The 19,877-nt window shown below is 59.5% G+C and carries 19 protein-coding genes; 9 read left to right on the forward strand and 10 right to left on the reverse strand.

What is annotated here, in order from left to right:
* Nucleotides 1–16: 16 nt before the first annotated feature.
* From G6M89_RS02625 to G6M89_RS02645, 5 genes are all read left to right on the forward strand, one after another.
* Entirely contained in the window at nucleotides 17–793 is a 777-nt protein-coding gene (locus G6M89_RS02625) for an NAD(P)H-hydrate dehydratase (RefSeq protein ID WP_165160236.1), read from the forward strand.
* A gap of 43 nt (nucleotides 794–836) precedes the next feature.
* Entirely contained in the window at nucleotides 837–1,526 is a 690-nt protein-coding gene (locus tag G6M89_RS02630) for a class I SAM-dependent methyltransferase (RefSeq protein WP_165160237.1), read from the forward strand.
* A 24-nt stretch (nucleotides 1,527–1,550) separates the two neighbouring features.
* Nucleotides 1,551–2,678, forward strand: a complete 1,128-nt coding sequence (locus G6M89_RS02635) for an alanine--glyoxylate aminotransferase family protein (RefSeq protein ID WP_165160238.1) — start codon at nucleotides 1,551–1,553, stop codon at nucleotides 2,676–2,678.
* A gap of 61 nt (nucleotides 2,679–2,739) precedes the next feature.
* Nucleotides 2,740–3,027: a hypothetical protein gene (locus G6M89_RS02640; protein ID WP_165160239.1), complete on the forward strand. Its 288-nt coding sequence runs from the start codon at nucleotides 2,740–2,742 to the stop codon at nucleotides 3,025–3,027.
* Nucleotides 3,028–3,121: 94 nt separating this feature from the next.
* Entirely contained in the window at nucleotides 3,122–4,321 is a 1,200-nt protein-coding gene (locus tag G6M89_RS02645) for a redox-regulated ATPase YchF (RefSeq protein ID WP_165160240.1), read from the forward strand.
* Nucleotides 4,322–4,350: 29 nt separating this feature from the next.
* Here G6M89_RS02645 and G6M89_RS02650 read toward each other — a convergent pair whose 3' ends face one another.
* Complete coding sequence (locus G6M89_RS02650; protein ID WP_165160241.1) at nucleotides 4,351–4,557, reverse strand: hypothetical protein; 207 nt, start codon at nucleotides 4,555–4,557, stop codon at nucleotides 4,351–4,353.
* A 109-nt stretch (nucleotides 4,558–4,666) separates the two neighbouring features.
* Between G6M89_RS02650 and G6M89_RS02655 the strand changes: the two genes are divergently transcribed.
* Nucleotides 4,667–5,311: a hypothetical protein gene (locus G6M89_RS02655; protein WP_165160242.1), complete on the forward strand. Its 645-nt coding sequence runs from the start codon at nucleotides 4,667–4,669 to the stop codon at nucleotides 5,309–5,311.
* Here the strand turns inward: G6M89_RS02655 and G6M89_RS02660 are convergent.
* The 4 genes from G6M89_RS02660 to G6M89_RS02675 form a co-directional block, all read right to left on the reverse strand.
* Nucleotides 5,308–7,152: a carbon starvation protein A gene (locus tag G6M89_RS02660; RefSeq protein ID WP_165160243.1), complete on the reverse strand. Its 1,845-nt coding sequence runs from the start codon at nucleotides 7,150–7,152 to the stop codon at nucleotides 5,308–5,310. The genes G6M89_RS02655 and G6M89_RS02660 overlap by 4 nt on opposite strands.
* A gap of 185 nt (nucleotides 7,153–7,337) precedes the next feature.
* Complete coding sequence (locus G6M89_RS02665; RefSeq protein WP_165160244.1) at nucleotides 7,338–8,288, reverse strand: TRC40/GET3/ArsA family transport-energizing ATPase; 951 nt, start codon at nucleotides 8,286–8,288, stop codon at nucleotides 7,338–7,340.
* An 8-nt stretch (nucleotides 8,289–8,296) separates the two neighbouring features.
* Nucleotides 8,297–8,593 (reverse strand): hypothetical protein, encoded by a 297-nt coding sequence (locus G6M89_RS02670; protein WP_165160245.1) that lies wholly within the window; start codon nucleotides 8,591–8,593, stop codon nucleotides 8,297–8,299.
* 120 nt (nucleotides 8,594–8,713) lie between these two features.
* On the reverse strand, nucleotides 8,714–10,687 hold the full coding sequence (locus G6M89_RS02675) for a hypothetical protein (RefSeq protein WP_165160246.1): 1,974 nt from the start codon (nucleotides 10,685–10,687) through the stop codon (nucleotides 8,714–8,716).
* 160 nt (nucleotides 10,688–10,847) lie between these two features.
* On the opposite strand from G6M89_RS02675, the gene G6M89_RS02680 reads away from it, so the two are divergent.
* Entirely contained in the window at nucleotides 10,848–12,095 is a 1,248-nt protein-coding gene (locus G6M89_RS02680; protein WP_165160247.1) for a GTP-binding protein, read from the forward strand.
* Nucleotides 12,096–12,112: 17 nt separating this feature from the next.
* Here the strand turns inward: G6M89_RS02680 and G6M89_RS02685 are convergent, their stop codons facing one another.
* Nucleotides 12,113–12,520 carry an SRPBCC family protein gene (locus G6M89_RS02685; RefSeq protein WP_165160248.1) on the reverse strand — a complete coding sequence of 136 codons (408 nt, stop codon included), beginning with the start codon at nucleotides 12,518–12,520 and terminating at the stop codon, nucleotides 12,113–12,115.
* An 89-nt stretch (nucleotides 12,521–12,609) separates the two neighbouring features.
* On the opposite strand from G6M89_RS02685, the gene G6M89_RS02690 reads away from it, so the two are divergent.
* The gene (locus G6M89_RS02690; protein WP_165160249.1) at nucleotides 12,610–12,834 is read left to right on the forward strand and encodes a hypothetical protein; all 225 of its coding nucleotides are present in this window, start codon (nucleotides 12,610–12,612) and stop codon (nucleotides 12,832–12,834) included.
* A gap of 55 nt (nucleotides 12,835–12,889) precedes the next feature.
* Nucleotides 12,890–14,533 (forward strand): spermidine synthase, encoded by a 1,644-nt coding sequence (locus G6M89_RS02695; RefSeq protein WP_165160250.1) that lies wholly within the window; start codon nucleotides 12,890–12,892, stop codon nucleotides 14,531–14,533.
* Between the two features lie 65 nt (nucleotides 14,534–14,598).
* Here the strand turns inward: G6M89_RS02695 and G6M89_RS02700 are convergent, their stop codons facing one another.
* The 4 genes from G6M89_RS02700 to G6M89_RS22730 all read right to left on the reverse strand — a co-directional run bounded on the left by G6M89_RS02700 (nucleotide 14,599) and on the right by G6M89_RS22730 (nucleotide 19,875).
* The gene (locus G6M89_RS02700) at nucleotides 14,599–14,814 is read right to left on the reverse strand and encodes a hypothetical protein (RefSeq protein WP_165160251.1); all 216 of its coding nucleotides are present in this window, start codon (nucleotides 14,812–14,814) and stop codon (nucleotides 14,599–14,601) included.
* A gap of 476 nt (nucleotides 14,815–15,290) precedes the next feature.
* Entirely contained in the window at nucleotides 15,291–17,495 is a 2,205-nt protein-coding gene (locus tag G6M89_RS02705; RefSeq protein WP_165160252.1) for a glycoside hydrolase family 3 N-terminal domain-containing protein, read from the reverse strand.
* 125 nt (nucleotides 17,496–17,620) lie between these two features.
* A complete protein-coding gene (locus G6M89_RS22725; RefSeq protein ID WP_165160253.1) occupies nucleotides 17,621–18,733 on the reverse strand; it encodes an ABC transporter ATP-binding protein in 1,113 nt (370 codons plus the stop codon).
* The gene (locus G6M89_RS22730) at nucleotides 18,730–19,875 is read right to left on the reverse strand and encodes an ABC transporter ATP-binding protein (RefSeq protein ID WP_165160254.1); all 1,146 of its coding nucleotides are present in this window, start codon (nucleotides 19,873–19,875) and stop codon (nucleotides 18,730–18,732) included. The genes G6M89_RS22725 and G6M89_RS22730 overlap by 4 nt, the downstream gene beginning before the upstream one ends.
* Nucleotides 19,876–19,877: the final 2 nt, after the last annotated feature.

Consider the following 19,877-nt stretch of genomic DNA (forward strand, 5'->3'; position numbering starts at 1 on the left):
CACCACCAGGAACGGTATGGGACGACTGCAACGAACGCTTTCGAACGTTTCTGAGATGACCGGCGTCGATAACGGCCGTGTTGTGGTCGTTGGCGGCAGTATCGACTATCCGACGCAGCCAGCAATTGTTGGTCTCGCAGCACTCCGGACCGGCTCAGATCACGTCCGCACGCTAGTGACAGAACACATCTATGAAATCGTCGCAAGCCAGTCACCAGACCTCCTTGCAAGCAGGTACTCGGGCGAACGCTTCACCGCAGACACCATCGAGCAGGTCACTGAGTGGAGTGAGTGGGCCGACGTGCTCGTCATTGGCCCCGGATTAGTCGATGCCGATTCCGACGCCATCTGCGAGGCAATCGACGCAACCGATGTCCCCGTCGTCGTCGACGCGCTCGCGATCAAACCCGCACTCGAGGCCGACCTCTCGAACGCTGTCTTGACCCCAAGTGGGTCCGAAGACGGCCCGATTTACGACGCGTACGACTCACTCGAGGCGTTCACCGAGGAGACGGGCGCAGTGATTACCCTGACTGGCGAGGTGGACGAAATCGTCACCGCGGGCGAGCGCCTGACAAATGAGACGGGAACATCGGCACTGGCAGTGGCTGGAACGGGCGATACACTCGCCGGGATCACTGCATCGTTGCTCGGGCAAGGCCTTGATCGACAGGAGGCCGCGGAACTGGCTGCCTGGATTCTCGGCAAAAGCGGCGAACTGGCAACGGCTGAGTACGGCCCCGGCATGGTCGCGACGGACGTCATTGATCGGATTCCGAAGACGATTCGCTAGCGACGAGCAAACGATTACCCGGTTTCCGCACGTATGGAGAGATATGTCCTCCCACACTGACTCGAGCGACACCGGTTCGGACAGCGAGACGGTACACGATATCGCTCACCCGCGTTTCGCCGCGCTCTATGACCTGCTTCCCCAGCGACTATTGCTTGGCCCACATCGCGAGTCACTCGCCGTCGAACTGGCCGGACGCGTCCTCGAGATTGGGGCCGGAAACGGCGCGATGTTCCCATTCGTCGCCGAGGAGGCAGCGACCGACACACTCGAGTATCACGCAATCGAGCCGGATCCACATATGCGCGAGCGAGCAGTCGCCACAGCGCAAGAAACCGGGCTTGCGGTCGAGCTTCGGGATGCCCGCGCCGAGTCGTTGCCCTACCCGGACGACGCCTTCGACGTCGTCATCTCGAGTATGGTCTTTTGTACCGTCCAAGAGCCCGAAGCCGCTCTTTCTGAGGTTTTCCGCGTCCTCCGACCGGGTGGCGAGTTTCGCTTTCTCGAGCACGTCCGAGCAGATGGCTGGCGTGAAACTGGGCAGAACCTCCTGACTCCGGTATGGAAGCGCGCTGCCGGTGGCTGTCACCTGAATCGCGACACTGTTGGGCTGTTCGTCAGCCACGATGGCTTCGCAGTCGACGAGATTGAACGGCTTTCGTTCGGTGTCTTCCCTGCGACGCCGTTCGTACGCGGAACCCTGCACAAGAGACGCGAGACGGTCGGGATTTAACGCTGTCCAACCCTGAGTACTCCCATGGCTGACGACCCACTTCGAATGACCCCCGGTCCGACCGCCGTCCCAGCCGCAGTTCGCGAGCGGATGGCCGAACCAATGCCAAATCCCGACGTCGAACCCGAATTCTTCGATACCTATCGCTCGCTGACTGACAGCCTCGAGCAAATTTACGGTGCAGGCGGCGAGGAGTCGACTACGGGCGAACGCAGCGAGAAAACGGGCCGCGACGTGGTCGTCCTCGGCGGCGAAGGGATTTTGGGTCTCGAGGCTGCAATTGCCTCGCTGGTCTCGCCGGGTGATCGCGTGTGTTGTCTCTCAAATGGCCTCTACGGCGACGGATTCGCCGACTTCGTGACCGACTACGGCGGTGAGGCCGTCGTCTGCGAACAGTCCTGGCGTGAGCCGCTCGAGCCCGACGCCGTCGCCGCCGAACTCGAGCGCGCGGCCGACGCTGGCGACCCCATCGACGTGGCGACGATGGTCCACTGCGAGACGCCCACCGGCATGCTAAACGACCTCGAGCCAATTCTGGATGTACTCGACGACCACGGCGTGCTCTCGGTCGTCGATGCCGTCTCCTCACTCGGCGGGACGCCGGTGCCAACCAATCGAATCGATATCTGTCTCGGCGCGAGCCAGAAATGTTTCAGCGCGCCGCCGGGGCTGACAACCTGTGCGATCAGCGAGCGCGCATGGGACCGCATCGAAGCCACCGAGACAAACTCGCTGTACACCAATCTCGAGCCCTGGCGGACCGCCGTCGAGGACGAGTGGTTCCCGTATACGCACCTCTCGGCGAACATTGCTGGTCTCGAGACCGCGACGGAGTTGGTGCTCGAAGAAGGCCTCGAGAACGTTTTCGAGCGCCACGAAGCGGCTGCCGAGTACTGTCGCGAACGTGGTGCCGAGATGGGGCTCGAGACGTACGCGACCGAGTCAGCCGCCTCCCCGACCGTCACCGCACTCGAGGTTGACGGTCGCGCCACGGAGCTACAGGAGGCGATGCGCGACGAGCACGATATCGTCCTCGCAACTGGGCTTGGCGAGCAGACTGACGACATTCTCCGTATCGGTCACATGGGTCACAATGCCCGTCTCGAGCGAGTAACGGAGACGATGGACGCACTCGAGGACATCCTCGAGTGACAGCGTCGGGCCGGAAGCTGCAGGTGCAACCGTTTCCCGGCGGTCGGTGGTAGTATTCGTCATGTCCAGTCCCGACGAAGAGCCGACGGAGAAGCCGACCAATGATAGGCAGGAAGCCGAACGCGAGGGACAGTGGATGGCTCGCAACTGGCTGGGAATCGCGGCTGTCTCGATTTTTGGGCTGTTACTCGTCGCGATTGCCTTGATGCAAGCAACTGGCTTAGTGAGCATCTTTGCGCCGGTCGCGGACACGGCGACCCAGCAATGGGCACTGTTTGGCGTGCTCGTACTCGTCTGGCTCGGCCTTGCCGGTTGGAGTTGGCGAGCAATTACGAGCAGCCCGAAGTAACGCACACCGATTCAGCAAGCCTGTGTGATGAGACAACCTAGCACTGCTGGAGCGGAGAGAAACCCGTTTAGGTGGCGCTCGCGCAGACGGGGTAATGAGTAAGAGTTACCGAATCGGACTCGTCGGCAAACCCTCTGTCGGCAAGTCCTCCTTTTTCAACGCGGCGACGATGAACGACGTGCCAGAGGGCGCGTACCCGTTTACGACGATCGACCCAAGCGTCGGCGAAGCCTACGTCCGCGTCGACTGTGCCGCCCCCGAATTCGATGAGGAGTGCACGCCGAATGTCGGCTACTGCGACCACGGCACTCGCTTCGTCCCAACGAAACTCGTCGACGTGGCCGGGCTCATTCCCGGCGCACACGAAGGCGCCGGCCTCGGCAACCAGTTCCTCTCTGACCTGAACGAAACCGACGTCCTCGTCCACGTCGTCGATTTCTCCGGCAAAACCGACATCGAGGGCGAAGCCACTGAGGGCCACGACCCGCGCGACGATATCGCCTTCTTGGAGGAGGAACTCGACCAGTGGTATCTCGACATCCTCGAGAAGGGAATTAATAGGTACGAGTCGGGCTACACGACCGAAGACGACGCCATCGAGGAAGAACTCGCCGAGCAGATGAGCGCGTTCAAGACCAACGAAGACGAGATCAAACGCCTGATCCGGCGCGTCGACATCGGCTTCGACCCCGAGGAGTGGGAGGACGACGACCGACTCGAGTTGGCCCGCGAAATCCGAACGGAGACCAAGCCGATGGTCATCGCGGCGAACAAGATGGACACGCCCGAGGCGCAGGCGAACTACGAGGAGATCACGACCGATCCGGAGTACGAGCACCTGACGATTGTCCCCTGTAGCGCCCACGCCGAAAAAGCGCTCAAGTCCGCCGACAAAGCCAGTGTCGTCGACTACCGGCCCGGCGATTCTGACTTCGAGATCACGGGTGATGTCTCAGGTGACCAGGAGGAAGGCTTAGAACAGATTCGTGACTTCCTCTCCGAGTACGGCGCGACGGGCGTCCAGGCAGCCCTCGAGACGGCCTTGTTCGACGTTCTTGGCGTGACGCCCGTCTTCCCTGGCGGTGCGAATGGACTGGGGAACGAACGCGGCGAAGTCCTGCCGGACTGTTACTTGATCCCGCCGAACTCGACCGCCGAAGACTTCGCATACAGTCTCCACTCCGACATTGGCGACGGCTTTCTCCACGCCATCGACTGTCGGTCAAACCGCCAGCTCGGCAAGGATTACGAGGTCGAATCGCGTGACGTCATCGAGATTATCACAACGAACTGATCGCTCGAGTACCTTGAGTGTGAGTTGTGCTAGTGGTTCCAAACAAATCGCGTGACTGCTCGATGGGCCCGGTCAGTGAGTCGCAAGAGCCAATAGCCGGGCGAGACCATTCGCAAGTCGCGTTCGTCGCCGTAAGGGTCGCGTTCACTTCGTTCGTCGTCGTCTCGACCCGCGTTCGCAACGTCGACGGCGGTCGACATCGAGCAGCGGCCGCAGGCTTCGCGGTCGGTTGCCATGAGTTTTCGTACGTCTCGCAATGGGAAACGATTTGCGCCACTAAAATTCACTGTCGACGAACTCGTCTAACGCCGACGCACTTTTCTCGCCCCCGTGGCATCACCAGCCATGGACGGAACCGAGCGCGAACAAACCGGTGACAATGCCGAGGACGAACGGGCAAGGCAGACCGACCTTCCAGCGGAACTACTCGAGAACGTCCCTGTGTGGGATGACGAGTACATTGATCGCGTGAGTGATCGGCTCATGCATACCTATGATCTCGAAAAGGACACTCGTGTCGCCGGCGAATCGTTCGACCTGTCTGGGGAACTCAGAGTCGAAAGCAGCAAACACCTGTTTCACCCGTCAGTCCAGTACGCAAATCATCATATGCGCGAATTTCTCTACGCGGACCGGCGCTCGAGTGTAACCGTTCACGATCTGGAGCGTGTAATTGACCTCGGCCACGAACTGGCGGACAAACGAGTTGAGGCGAACGACCAGCATCGAGCGACGGAGTTTACGTTCGTGTTGATCGCGCCAAAAGTGACTGACGACGTCAAGGCGTTCGTCGATGGCTTCACTGATCGGACGCTGATCCGTTTCGGATTCTACGGACACTACGAGATACACTGTTGCGTTGTTGCCCCTGAACGCGAGCATCTCGTCGCGAGCGACCGAACGGAGATCGGCGAGGCGTTTCGACTCTGGGACGCACCTGAGGAAAAAAGCGGATTGTTGACCCGGTTTCGGAAGACCGTCTTCCGTTAGTCGTCGTCTCCCGGCGTTTGGCCAGGATCTGTCTCGAGCAAGTCATCGCGCTTCGTCTGGAGGTGCTCGTACCCCATTCGAAGGATCGAAATTGCGAGCCAGATGAGAACCAACGCGATAAGCACTCTGGTCCCAGCCGACGCAATTTCGAGGAATGTCGCCTCTGCCCACCAGTCTCCGTCCATGAAGTTCTGGTAGACGTTATCGTAGACAACCAGCCATAGGAGACCGCAGATGGTGATGATCGTCATGATGACGACCGGAACACCGGTACTCACGAGCTGTTTGGTATCCTTCCAGTTCGCCAACCAAACCGTCGCTGTTAGCAAGGCGAGCGCAGCAAGCAACTGATTTGCGCCGCCAAACAGCGGCCACAGTTCGTCCCATTGGCCGCTCGAGACGAGGATGAACGCGGCGAACGTTGCGATTGCGGTGTTGACGTACTTGTTCGAGGCGGTCTTCTCGACATCGGTCTCGGGCGTTCCGATGAGTTCTTCGATCATGTACCGGCCAAGACGGAGGCCAGTGTCGAGACTCGTCAACAGGAAGCTAACGAAGACCAGCGCCATGAAGATCTCACCGTACTGGAACGGAATGTTGAGACTCGTCAGGATGAGGCCACCACCCTCGGCGAAGTTGGGAAGTGCCGCACCGATTCCATCTACATCCTCTGGGTCGACTTCGATAGCGATGACGGACACCGCTGCTAGCGCGACTGCCGCGAGCAGTCCTTCAGCAAGCATTCCGCCGTAGCCAATCAGACGAGCATCGCTCTCGCGGTTGAGTTGCTTTGAGGTCGTTCCCGACGAGACAAGCGAGTGAAAGCCACTGATCGTCCCGCAGGCGATCGTGATGAACAACAGCGGGAACAGCGGCATCGCTGCAGGCGCGAGGTCGCCGCCAAAGAAGCTCGTATACGCTGGAAGCTCCGTTGTCAGGGGCTCATCGGACGTTCCGAAGAACGTCCCGATCCCGATTGCGACGAGCGCTCCGCCGACACCTGCATACAGCAGGAATGACGAGAGATAATCACGCGGTTGGAGCAAGACCCACACTGGCAGGATGCTGGCAACGAAGGCGTACAACAAGCCAACGATGATCCACGCGGCAGTGTTGCCGCTCTCTAACACGGTCGCACCGGGGACCCACATTCCATCGCCGGGGAACAAGACGATCGTATTCTCCGCCATTCCGCCCGGTTCGAACAGCGCAATCGGATACTGGATCCCGACCCAGATACTCCCGAAAACACCAAGGACGAACAACACTGTTCCACCGAGGAACGGCAGGTTAAGTTGGTACAGCCAGACCCCGGCAAACAGCGCGAGCGTAATGTACAACACGCTCGCCGTCGCCGCCGGTGGGTACGTATCGAGAATAATCGCAACCAGCAACGCGAACACTGCCACGACGAGGATGATGACGAGAAACGCAAACCAGAGGAACATATTCTTCCCCCGCTCGCCGATATACTCGCCGATGATGTACCCCATCGACTTCCCCTCGTGGCGAATGCTCGAGGACAGTGACATGAAGTCGTGAACGGCACCCATCAGAGGATTCCCAATCGCGACCCACAACATTGCTGGCAGCCAGCCCCAGACGAACGCAGCGGTAATTGGGCCGGCGATTGGTGCACCACCTGCAACACTCGAGAAGTGATGTCCGAGCAACACCGGTTTCTTCGATGGGACGTATTCTTGACCGTCCTGATACTTGTGCGCAGGCGTCTCGCGCGAGTCGTCAAGTTCGACGAATCGTGAGAGGTATCGCCCATACCCGATATAACCGACGGTGAACATCGCGAGTATTGTCGCGACGATCCAGATTACCCCTGTCATACCTTTCCAAGGGGGTTATTTGAGTAGCACAATATAAATTGTGTGGATAAAATCACCAATTCTGTACGTTCTCGCCTTCATACTACTGACTGTGTGTCAGTATTGAATAATCGAGGCTATACTGACACCACCGCTGCTCTCAGGCGATTTAAGTGATCAACGCCCATGGCACGAGAGCGCGTCTCTCAGATAGTAATCTCGAGTTCGGCGGCGACACCGTCCAGTTCGTCGAGACCAATCTCGGTAACGCGTGTCTCGAGTTCGGCAACAACCGGTGGTTCGAGATCGGTGTGCGCACTCTCAAGGCGATCACGTTCGGTCGCGACTCGAGACCGCAGATAGCGTGCTCCGCGTCCGTCCTCATCGGGATCCGGTGCAGGTGTCAGCCGATTTGCAACGAGTCCGCTAACCTCGAGTCCCTGCTCGGAGAGATCCTCGATCGCGCGTTCTGTCTCCCTGATGGATAGCGAGTCGGGGTTGAACACGAGGACGAACGACGCCTCTTCGCGCAGCGTCTCACCAGCGTACTCGAAAAACTCCTTTCGCTGCTCGAGGTGGGCAAGAACGGGATCGCCCTCGAGAACGCGACGGGGCTCTCGACCGCCGAGTGCGGCCTTCTCGTAGCGGTCGATACTCTTGCGCCGTTTCGCCATCAGCCGGGTAATCCACCCCTCGAGCAAGTCGGGAAGCGAAAGCAGTCGTAACGTCCCGCCGGTGGGAGACGTATCGAAGACGATCCGATCGAAGCGGTCGGTATCGCGCATCACGGTGACGAACCGATCGAATAGCGCAGCCTCATATGCACCGGGCGTGCCGTGTGCCATCTCGATCTGCCTATCGACCGTGTTGACCATCGCCGCTGACACCTGATCAGACAGCGTTCGCTTGATATCTGTGAGATGGCGTGAGACCTCCTCCTCGGGATCGATCTCGAGTGCGAAGAGATTATCCACGCCGTCGACCGCTCGTGGGTCATCACCGAACGATTGATCAAAGAGGTCACCGACCGAGTGGGCTGGGTCCGTCGAAACAACGAGCGTCTCGAGACCCGCCGCTGCGCACCGGTACCCGTACGCTGCCGACACTGTTGTCTTACCAACACCGCCTTTCCCGCCGAAGAAAACGTACCGATCCATCGCCGTCATTAGAAGTGATATTGGCGGCCCTTTCGCTCGAGGAGTGTACTGCGGTCCCAGAGACGTCGTTCCCACGCATCGAACTCGTCTTCGAGATACGGGAGGAGTTCGGCGGTGTAGTACGATACCGGCGATGGAACACCGAACGCATCAGGAAAGCACGCGAGCATGAACGCATCCTCGAGATCTTCAGCCTCCGATTCGATCTTTTCGTACGCTGGATGCGAAATCATCCCGTGATACAGTCCGCGGAGCCACTCCTCGAGATGGGCCCTGAAAGTAGCGATCCGTTCGGCAAGAGTCATCACTGGACATGCTCGAGTATGAGACCAAAAAGGTGTCGCGTCCGCATAGTGGACACATCGGCTGGCTGTCGACACAACCGGGAACTGGGATCAGTGGAGATTCCAGCGTATCGGTTGTGATTACTGCTCGACGAACACCGACCCGACGTGTGACTGCTCGTCGTATCGGAGCGTAACGTCTCTGGCATCGTCGACACCGAGGTCGACCGTGTCGCCCGCTTCGAACGTCCCGTCGACTTCGTCTGCAAGCGAGAGTTGCTCGCTGCCATCATCACTCCAGATATCGAGTTCGAGGTCTGCAGCCGAGAGTTCGTCGCCACCGGCGTGTTCGACGCTCCCGTCATCATACTCGAGTTCAATCGACGGGCTGGTTTGTGTTGCGCCGACATGCAAGTCGTCATCGCCCCAGACAACCGAGACTCGATGGTTGCTTTCGACGGACAGTGCAATCGTTGCGTCGTCGCCGTCTGTGAGCGTTTCGTACTCGTCGGCCCACTGTGTGTCGGCGGGTTCGTCCTCGATGAGCAGTTCGTACGCCTCAGCTGGCTGTTCGACATCGGTCTCGAGAGTCGCGACGAGCTGTTCGTCCGCATACTCGTACTCGAAGTCAACGACGCCTGGTGGGTTGATCTGGTACTGGTTCAGTGAGTCCTGACTCGACGTGCCGCCCCAGGTGACAAGGAGCTGGTCACCAGGTTTGATCTCGTCGAGCGTCGTCTCGGCACCCGCCTCGAGCACGCCGTCCCAGGGTTGGTGTTTGTATTGTGGTTCAGGTTCGACCCGTTCACCGTCGTCTGTGATGTGTCCGTGTGGAGACTCATCGTAGACGACGAGATGGATGTCCTCACCCTCGAGCGGGAACTCATCGAGGTACGTAACATCGATTGTTTCAGCCTCGTAGTCGTACTCGAACTCGAAGTGGAAGGAGTTGAAGATGGTCGTTGCGCTGCCGCTCGACCCCATCTCGTGATCGTGTTGCATTCGAATCGAGGTGTTGGGCTCGACAGCATCCATCTCGATGACGATCGTATCGCCTTCCTCGATCGTTCCGTGGCCGTCGGCCCAGATGTCGGCATCGTACTCCTCGTCGTTAACCTCGAGGGTTAGATCCTCGACTGGCGTCGGATCGCCGCGTCGAAGTTCGATCTCGAGGAGGTCGTCGTCGGGGTCGACCTCATCGACCCGGAACGAACCGGGGCTCTCGTGGTCTCGAATCTCACGCTCGGCCTCGAGGTCGCGTTCGACGGTAAGCGAGACGAATCGACCGTCAACGTCAGCTGTCGGTTCACTTTCGGTTGACATGTATGCGAAGTCTGCTTCGATCAGTTCGATGACTTCGTCAGTGATCTCGTCCTCGTCGTCGAAGGCGATGACGTAGGACAACTCGATCGTGTCGCTGTCAATGACAGTTTCGCCGTACGCGACGTACACTATGTCGCCCCCGTCATCGTCGGGGTCAGCGAGCAGCGATTCGTCGGTGAACTGGACTGTGTAGCTATCGGCGTCACCGACGCGATCGATCGCGTCGGCGAGTTCGTCGTCGGTCTCGAGCAGACTATCGGTGTCGCCATCGACTGCGCTAAGCGCATCGTCGAGAACAGCCTCATCGTCGACGACGAACAGGAGGTCGTCGAGACTGGCGACGAATCCGTCGCCTGTGTCGACTTCGTATCGGTCATACTCGTGGCCGTCGTCGGTTTCGGCTGTTTCGCTGTCGTCTTCGATTTCGAACGCTCCGGCGAGTATGCGAATCGGTTGGCGGTAGTCGTCGTCATCGAAGCTGGCGACAGAGACCTCAGTAGCGATCGAATCAGGATCGACATCGATAGCTGGGACGTGTGGTCGTTGTTCGTGTGGTTCATCGGCCTCACGCCGTCGGGTGTAGTCGACTGCGTTGACGACGAGTGACTCACCACCGGCTGATGCTGGGAGATACGCAAGAACCGACTCGAGCGCGACCGTATCGGCATCGGTTGCACCGTCAGTATCAGTGTCAGTGGAGGACTCGTCAGTGGCGCTCGCGCTGGCACCGGTGAGCGCGATGGTTGCCGTCGTAGCGATACCACCGAGGAGGGTTCGGCGGGGATATTCCATGCGAGCTAAACTCTCTTTTCTTCTAACAAGTATCTTCCTATTACATTCGCCGACACGGAGTCTACGAGGGACGACTGACGGACAAGCAAGATCGCAGGAGATAGCGTCTCGTTTCGCCGGGAAGGGATGGTTCTTTTCTGTCGAGCCACGACCCACCGGCATGCACGCGACGATCCCCGTTACCGTCCTCTCAGGGAGTCTCGGCGCGGGAAAAACGACACTGCTCAACCACCTTCTTCGAACCGCAGACGAGCGCGATCTTGCCGTGCTTGTAAATGACATGGGCAAGGTGAACGTCGACGCCGAACTGGTCGCCGAAGGATCCGACCTAGATGTCGAAAATGGCGTCGCAGAACTGTCAAACGGCTGTATTTGCTGTGAACTTACAGATGATCTCGAGACCGCTGTCGTCCGGTTAGCCCGCGAGCGCGAGTTCGACCACCTGATCGTCGAGTCCTCTGGTATTTCAGAGCCAGAACCAGTTGCAAAACTGTTCACGACAGCCTCGCGCGTGGCTGCACGCTATGAAATCGACGCGCTGGTGACCGTCCTCGATACACGTCTGTTTCTCGATGCGTTTGCTGGTGACGAGGTCCCCGAGCGAACCGGTGAAACCGACGACTCGAGCACCGATGGGGAGACGCGCCCGCTTTCGGATCTCCTGATCGAGCAACTCGAGACTGCACACGTTGTTTTATTGAACAAGACTGATCTGTGTGATCCCGATGAACTCACGGAAGCAACAGCGCTCGTGCAAGCGTTACAACCGAGTGCCGAAACGATTGAAACAGAGTTCAGTGCCGTCGACCCCGACAGCGTGCTCGATACAGATCTGTTTGATTCCGGTCAACTGGCTGAGCTGGCCGGCTGGAAACGTGCGCTGGATGAGAGCGATGACGACCAGTCAGACCACCACCACGGAGGCGACGGGCATCACGATGACGGTCACGCCCATCGTCATCCAGACGAACGCTACGGTATCGACTCGTTCGTCTTCCGGAACCGCCGTCCATTTCACCCGGAGCGACTCGTCTCGTTCTATCGGGAACTGCCGACAGAGGTCGTCCGATCGAAGGGAACAGCCTGGGTCGCCGGTCGAGATGTGAAAGTCGGGCTCTCACAGGCAGGCCAGTCAGTCCGTGCAACCGTTCGAGGGCCGTGGATTGCCTCACTCCCGGCGGTTGATCAGGAGCTGTACCGAGCGAATCGACCCGGCCTCGAGTGGCACGACGACCATGGCGACCGACAAACAGAACTGGTGTTCATCGGTACCGAATTCGACGAAGAACGGCTTCGGAATCGTCTCACGGACTGTCTGGTCGACGACGGTGAGTGGGAACACGCCGACGCACTCGAGAATCCGTTCCCGACCGAGGCCGGCGAGGCAGTCGTCGTTCGCGAGCCGTAATGAGGTTCTGAGGCCGCTCACTCGAATGCCGACTCGAGTGCGTCGGCGGCGCGTCGTAGTTCACCGCTGCGTTTCCAGGCAGCAATTCGATCCCCGAACGGAAGGGGCGCAGCAAGCGAGACGGAAGACCTGAGCGTCACGATGGTTCCTGCGCTTTCTTCGGTGAGTTCGATCCAAGTCTCCATGTGCGAAAACGGGCCGTGATCGCCCTCTTGTGTATAATAAATCGAATCGTCGTGTTCTTCGAATCGGAGTGGCAGTTCCATGCCTGGCCCGCTCGCGACAACAACTGTGGCGTCAGCCGTGTCCTCGACGTGGGAGACGCTAAAACTTCCCTCGGCGTCGACAATGGTCGCTGGCTCGAGCCAGTCCGCGATTGCAGATTTTGGGGCGGTGATCGCTCGTGAAACCGTCACTTCACGCATATGCCACCATGCGTCGCGGCTTATATAAACCCCGACGACTGAACCAGCCGACAGAAACGGCTAAGTGACAGACGGTCTCGTGTCTGGACATGCCGAGTTCTGACGACAACCGAGACGGGTTTCGCGACGGACTCGAGTCCTCGAGTGGTGACCCTCGTGTCCTGTTTGCCATTAACGCACTCCTTTCGGTGCTGTTCGCCTGGTTGTTGGTCTGGGTTGCTGATATTATCGATATCGTCGAATTTTCGGCTGTAAACGTCGCTCTCGTTGCAGTGGGTGTCTTCGCGCTGACGTACGTTGTGACGTCTCCATGAGTTGCGTGCTCTCGAGGCGACAAGTACTCAGCGCCGGACCGGTTTCACACAGGTGATGGATATACGGAGTGCCGTTGCGTACCGGCCAACGAAGCCGGAGCTTGCGGTATTCGTCTCGGGGATCACCAGTATGGGCCTCGAGATTCTCGCGGTCCGAATCGTCGCGCCGCAGTTCGGCAGCCACATATACACCGTTGGCGGCATTTTGACGGTCTGTCTCGCGGCGTTGAGTCTTGGCTACTGGCAGGGTGGCAAACGGGCGGCGTTCGCCACGAACCGGGAAATGTCCTGGCTCATGCTCGGGACGGCAGTCTACATCGGCGTCGTCATCTACGCGAGTGACCTGTTGCTGACACATACGTCAGTGCTTGCGCTGCCGCCGCGATATGCCTCGCTCCCGGCGGTCATCGTCCTGTTCGGTCCGCCGACGTACCTCCTTGGCTTTATCAGTCCCTATGCGGCTGAGCTCTCGGCGAAAGAAGGCACTGGTGAGGCCTCTGGGCACGTCTACGCACTTGGAACGATCGGCAGCATCATCGGCTCGGGGGCGACGACGTTCCTCCTGATTCCCGTCCTCACCGTCAGCCAGATCGGACTGCTGTTCGGCCTCATCCTCGTCGGAACGGCACTCGCACTTACTGGCCCGACACCCCCACGAAAGCCGACCGTCGCGAGCGTGCTCGTCGTTCTATTGCTCGTCGGCGCGGCCGGCGGCACACCCGTCGAGTTCGACCATCGCGGCGACATCGTCTACGAAACCGGAACCGCCCACCAGCAACTCGAGATTATCGACAGCGGGAGCGAACGGACGATGTACTTAGACGGCGCTCGCCACAGCGCAATGGATCTCGAGGAGCCTGATCGCCACGTCTTCACCTACACGAAGTACTTCCACCTGCCCATGCTCATGGCCGACGATGTGAATGACGTCGACCGCGTGTTATTCATCGGCGGCGGTGGCTACACCGGTCCACAGGACTTTGCAGACCAGTATGACGCCGAGATCGACGTCGTCGAACTCGATCCCGAGGTCACCGACGCCGCAGACGAGTACTTCGGCCTCGAGCGCGACGAGATGAACATCCACACCGAAGATGGTCGCCAGTTCCTCGAGCAAACTGACGACACCTACGACGTGATCGTGATCGACGCGTACAAACAGGATCAGGTGCCGTTCCACCTCACGACGACGGAGTTCATGGACCTCGTCTCGGACCGATTGAGCGACGACGGCATGCTCCACGCAAATGTCATCGCCGCGCCAAGCGGGCCCGCCGCCGAGTTCTATCAGGCACAGTACCACACGATGGCGGAGGTGTTCCCCGAACTCGAGAGTTACCGAACCTCTGACTCGAGTGCGATCCAGAATATTCAGATTGTCGCCTCGAACGAGCCACGAGAGCTGTCGGCTGCGGATCTCGCCGAGCGAAACGACGAGCGTGACCTCGGCGTCGACCTCTCAGACGCAATTGAGAACCGAATGTCATCGCCTGATACCGACGACGCGCCGGTCTTGCAAGACGACCGTGGCGAAGTCGATAGCCTCCTCGATCCAATGCTTGGACAGCGCTACGTGATCGAAGAGACCAACACAGGGTCCAACGAGACAACCACCACTGATCCACCTCAGTCTGCGCTGACTGCGCCGACAGCAGCGACTGACGCGTCAGCGACCACAGCACCGAGTTACGGGAAATAAATGGCTCTCGAGAAGACACACCGAATCAAACCTCGCCGATAGACAAACGCGGTGGGCAGATCTGCTCAGCGATAAATTTCCTGATAGCGCTCGCGATACTCACGGAGTGCAATCCGGGCATTTCGGCGCGATGAAAAGCCAAATCCGACCGACAGGCACGACTCGGTTGGACACTCCCACCGGAACGTCTCTGTCGATGGATCTCTCGAGACCGGCACATCGGTTTCACAGCGTGGACACCGCCACCCCCACCGCAGGTCGCGTACGTACTCTCGTCCCATTCGTCGTACGCTCGACTAGCCGACTCCCTCGCTATAGTCGCCCGGCTTCACACGTTCAGTAGTTATCAGTGAGTGTGAGTACTCGAGAAGGGAGCTAACATACCAGAGTGAATATACTACAGTGAAATACTCAGAATCAGTTTATGAAACGCACTCATAGGGATGAGAGAAGAAATTGCCTCTAAAGATACTGAAGTGCCGGAACTTGAATCCTGGAAGGGATTTCGGAGGCACCTGTTTTGAGATAGATCTGCCGTCCACTTGGCCGTCTAAATTGACTTTCTGCGGGTTACCGGCTCTCGAGGACAGATTCAAGTCCAAAATAACTACCAGAATATATAATACTATACTTTACGAATATATACTCGGTAGAGCACAGCCACATTGCAATGGCTGCTAGTCATCAAGAATAAACGAGCAAACCAGACTGCAAACCCGAATACGGCACGACAAATCCTGAAATCAGCGCCTGGCCCTTACCGAACCTCGAACGTCGTCGAACACTCGTCACAGGTCAGTTCGAACGCTCCTGGCTCAACAGTTCGGCGGCCTCGAGCGTCAGTCACAGCGAGTGCAGCGTTCGGAATCGTCACTGACGCGGTCGTCGACTCGCCGGCCTCGAGCGAGACGCGCGTAAAGGCAACGTGTTCGCGGACCGGACGGACGATGGAACTCACCTCATCGCGCAAGAAGAAATCAAGCGCGCGAGCGCCGGCGCGGTCGCCGGTGTTCTCGACGGTGATCGTCGCCTGAACGGACTCAGCAGGGCCAATTTCGTCGTCCTCGACCTCGAGGCTCGAGCACTCGAAGGTGGTGTAGCTTTCGCCGTGGCCGAATTCGTAGAGCGGATCGTACGTATCTGGGTGCTCATCAGCGCCAATCGGTGTCGGGTGAGCGTAGTAGTTAAACCGCGAGGGCAACTGCTCGGCCGACCGTGGAACACTGATCGGGAGGCGTCCTGCGGGGTTGTGCTCGCCGAACAGGACGTCTGCGACAGCACGGCCACCCTCGCTGCCCGGGTAGTACGACTGCAAAATGGCTGGCACGTGCTCGTCGGCCCACGAAATCGCGAGCGGACGACCCGTAATTGTCACCAGCACAGTCGGCGTCCCCGTCGCGTGAACGGTCTCGAGCAGGTCCCGCTGTGCGGCGGGCAACTCGAGTTGCGAACGCGTTGGGAACTCGCCAGTCTCGCCGACCAGTTGCTTCGGTCCGAACTCGTGGAAGTACCAGTTTTCGCCACAGACAACCACCGCAACGTCCGAGTCGGCTGCCGCGGATTCGACAGCCTCGAGATTGACTGAACCGGTCATCGTTGCACCCTGTTCGTACCGAACTGTCGTCGCCTCGCTGACGCGGTCTCGGACTCCCTCGAGAACGGTCGTTCCGGAGTCTGGCTCGGGATGCTGGACGCTCCAGCCGCCGTACTGATGGCGCAAGGAGTCAGCGTTCGGCCCGGTCACGAGGAGCGACTCGACCGACGGCGACAGCGGGAGCAGGCCATCCTTGTTCTTCAGGAGCGTCTGAGAATCTTTGGCCGCCTCGTAGGCTGCCTCACGGTGCTCATCCCGGCCGACCACCTCGCTCGTTCGCTCGAGGTCGACGAACGGGTCGTCGAACAGCCCGAGGTCGACTTTCAGCGCGAGAATGCGATCAACTGCCTCGTCGATGCGTTCCTCTGAGAGTTCCCCCGTTTCGACGAGCGACTCGAGGTGGGCAGCGTACTCGCCATGGCCAACCGAGACCTGATCGAGACCGGCCTCGACGGCCAGTTTCGCCGAGTCGCGCTGGGAGGCCGTCACCCGGTGGTCGTCATGGAGATGGTCAACACCGCCCCAGTCGGAGACCACAGCGCCGTCGAAGCCGAGCCGTTCGCGAAGCAGTTCCGTGAGATAGCGCCGCGAGCCGTGGGCGGGTTCACCATCAATCGAATTGTAACACGGCATCACGATGGAGGGATCGGCTGCGAGGGCGTCCTCGAACGGCGCGAGCAGTTGGCCGTACATGGTTGTACTCGAGCGGTCGACGACGGCGGCGTCCTCGCCACCGGCCGAGTCGCCGTAGGCCGGGAAGTGTTTTGCCGTCGCAGCGACCTGCGGGCTGTCGGTCGTCGACTCTAATCCGGTGATTGCTGCCGCACTAAACTGCCCGCACAGAAGCGGGCTCTCGCCGTACGTTTCGAACGTTCGGCCCCAGCGCTGGTCTCGAGCCACGTCGGACGTCGGCCCGTAGTTGACGTTCGCACCCGTTGCTCGCATCTCGGTTGCCGTAATCTCGCCAGCCGTCTGTGCGTGGTCGGGGCTGCGGGTTGCAGCGACACCGAGGCCGTGGGGAAACACTGCTGCATCGTGGACGTACGCGTGCCCGTGAACAGCGTCGACGGGCAACAGAAGCGGGATGCCGTGGCTGGTCTCCTCGAGTGCCGTGCGCTGGAGGTCGTTCGCAATTTCGGCGACGCGTTCTGGGTCGTGGTAGCGGGAAACGCCAATTCCGAACGCTGCGACGGTGCCGACGTTGTCTTCGACGACTTCCCGTTGTGCATCGTCTACAGAGACATCCCGTTCACCCATCGACCCGACGAACGTGCCAACCAGTTGCCCGACCTTCTCCGAGAGCGTGAGTTCGGATCGCAGTGTCGCGACCGACTCCGGTCTCGACTCGCCATCGAATTGCGCAGTCATACCGTCCACTTACACCAGCCAGTACATAAATCATTAGTATTTACTCGAAAAATAGTAAATTGGGATTGTCGACATGCCAGTGATCGTACCAGCATAACCAGGGGCCGAATCGAGACACTGCGCCGTCAGTCCGACGATGAGGACGCAGGTGCAGACTCTCCAGAGCGTGGGTCGTCGTCAGTCCCCGGAAGCGGGTCGCTCGACCAGTACTCGTGGCCGTCATCTTCGCGGAAGCACGCAACCTTGTGATCCGTACTGAGTTGGTACGCAGGCGGCTGTGTCTCGCCGCGACAGGCCTCGCGTGCTTTCGGACAGCGGGTGTGGAATCGACAGCCCGCTGGTGGATTCTTCGGGTCGGGAATGTCGATTTTGCGAACCGGCGGCTCGCCACCGTCGGCACCCGCTCGCAAGTCCGGCGTCGCCCAGCGAAGCACCTTCGTGTAGGGGTGTTTTGGGTTGTTGATGATCTGCTCGGGCGGCCCGACTTCGACGAGTCGCCCGAGATACATCACCCCGATCCTGCCGTCACCATGAGATGCAAAGTACCGCGCGTTCGAGAGGTCGTGTGACACCGCGACGAACGATGTATCGAACTGCTCCTGTAACTCGAGCATGAGATCCATCATCTCGACGCGCAACGAGACGTCGAGTGCCGAAATCGCTTCATCAGCGAGGATGAGATCGGGATCCATCAACAGCGCCCGGATGAGTGCAACCCGCTGTTGCTCGCCGCCTGAGAGCTGGTGTGGATACCGACCGGCGTAATCGCCCGGCGGCGTCATCCCCACGCGCTCTAACATCTCGAGGACTTCGCGGCGACGGTCACCGGCACTCATTTCAGTTTGCCACCGTTTGAGCGGTGCCTCGAGGATCTTCATCACGCGCCGATTCGGGTTGAGCGAACTGCCAGGGTCCTGATGGATGATCTGCAACGAGCGTCGGATCTCGTCGTAGGGAATGTCGACATCGCCGCGTCGGTCTTTGGCATCCCAGATGTCTTGGCCGCGATAGCGGACGCGACCCCCAGTCGGTCGCTGCAGGCCAATTGAAGTCTTTCCGAGCGTGGTCTTGCCACAGCCGGATTCGCCGACCAGCGCGACCACGTCGTTTTCCTCGATATCGAGCGTGACATCGTCGACGGCGCGAACAACGTCTGGGTCGCCGAAATCGAACAGTCCCGTTTCTTCTTCGAAGTGTACTTCGACGTTCTCGAGTGAGACGAGTGTCTCTGCTGTCATCGGTCATCACCTGCTGGATCAGCAGTATCGGGTCGTGGTGGGTCCCCACGGCCGTACTCAGTCGTGTCGTTGTGCATCGTCGTGTTTGTCTCGACCTCACCGTCGATGTTGAACGGAATTTCCGCGGCTGCCTGTTGCCAGTGATAGCACGCAACGTTGTGCTGGTCGGAAACCGCCTGATAGTCCGGGTCAGACGACTCACATTCCTCGTCCGAAAGCGGACAGCGCGGATGGTACGAACAGCCCGCGGGCACGTTGACAGGGTCCGGTGCCGAGCCCTCGATGGCCTGCATCTCCGAGAGCGGCGCGTCGAGATTCGGCGTCGAGTTCAGTAGTGCCCGCGTGTAGGGGTGTGCTGCGTTGCCGAGAATCTCGTCAGTCGCACCGATTTCGATCATCTCGAAGGCGTACATCACCGCCATTCGATCGGCGAGTTCTGCAACCAGCGGTAGGTCGTGTGTGATAAACAGCAGCGTCAGATCGTACTTCTCTTGTAACCCCTCGAGCAGGGACAGAATTGACCGTTGCATCAACAGGTCAAGCGCCGCCGTCGGCTCGTCCATGACGAGCACGTCCGGCTCGAGAATCACCGAGAGCGCGATCAGTGCGCGCTGTTTCATCCCCCCCGAGAGTTCGTGTGGATACGACTCGAGGACGCGTTCTGGCTCGAGATACAGATCCGACAGGAGTTGGTGGGCGCGGGCCATCCCCTCGTCGATGTCGTAGTGGTGTGCACTGAGAGTTTCCTCGAAGTGTGCGCCGACGGACATCGTGGGATTGAACGAACTCATCGCACCCTGAAACACCATCGAGATGTCTTCCCACCGGAGCTGTTTCAGTTCCTGATCGTCGAGTTCGAGGACGTTGATCGGGTCGCGGTCCTCGGGATGATAGGTAATCTCGCCCGAGAGAATCCCCGGATCGACGACGGCGTCGAGCAACGCGGACGCGAGCATCGATTTCCCGCTCCCGCTCTCGCCAACGACACCAAGGATTTCGTTTCGCTCGAGGTCGAGATTGGCGTTATCGAGCACTCTCGAGACGCCACGTTCCATATCGAATACCACTTCGGCGTCTCTGATCTCGATGATTGGATCGGCCGTCTGGTACAGTTCGCGGTCAGTTGTGGAGTCGTGTTGCATGC

The organism is Natronolimnobius sp. AArcel1, from assembly GCF_011043775.1.
GTDB lineage: Archaea > Halobacteriota > Halobacteria > Halobacteriales > Natrialbaceae > Natronolimnobius.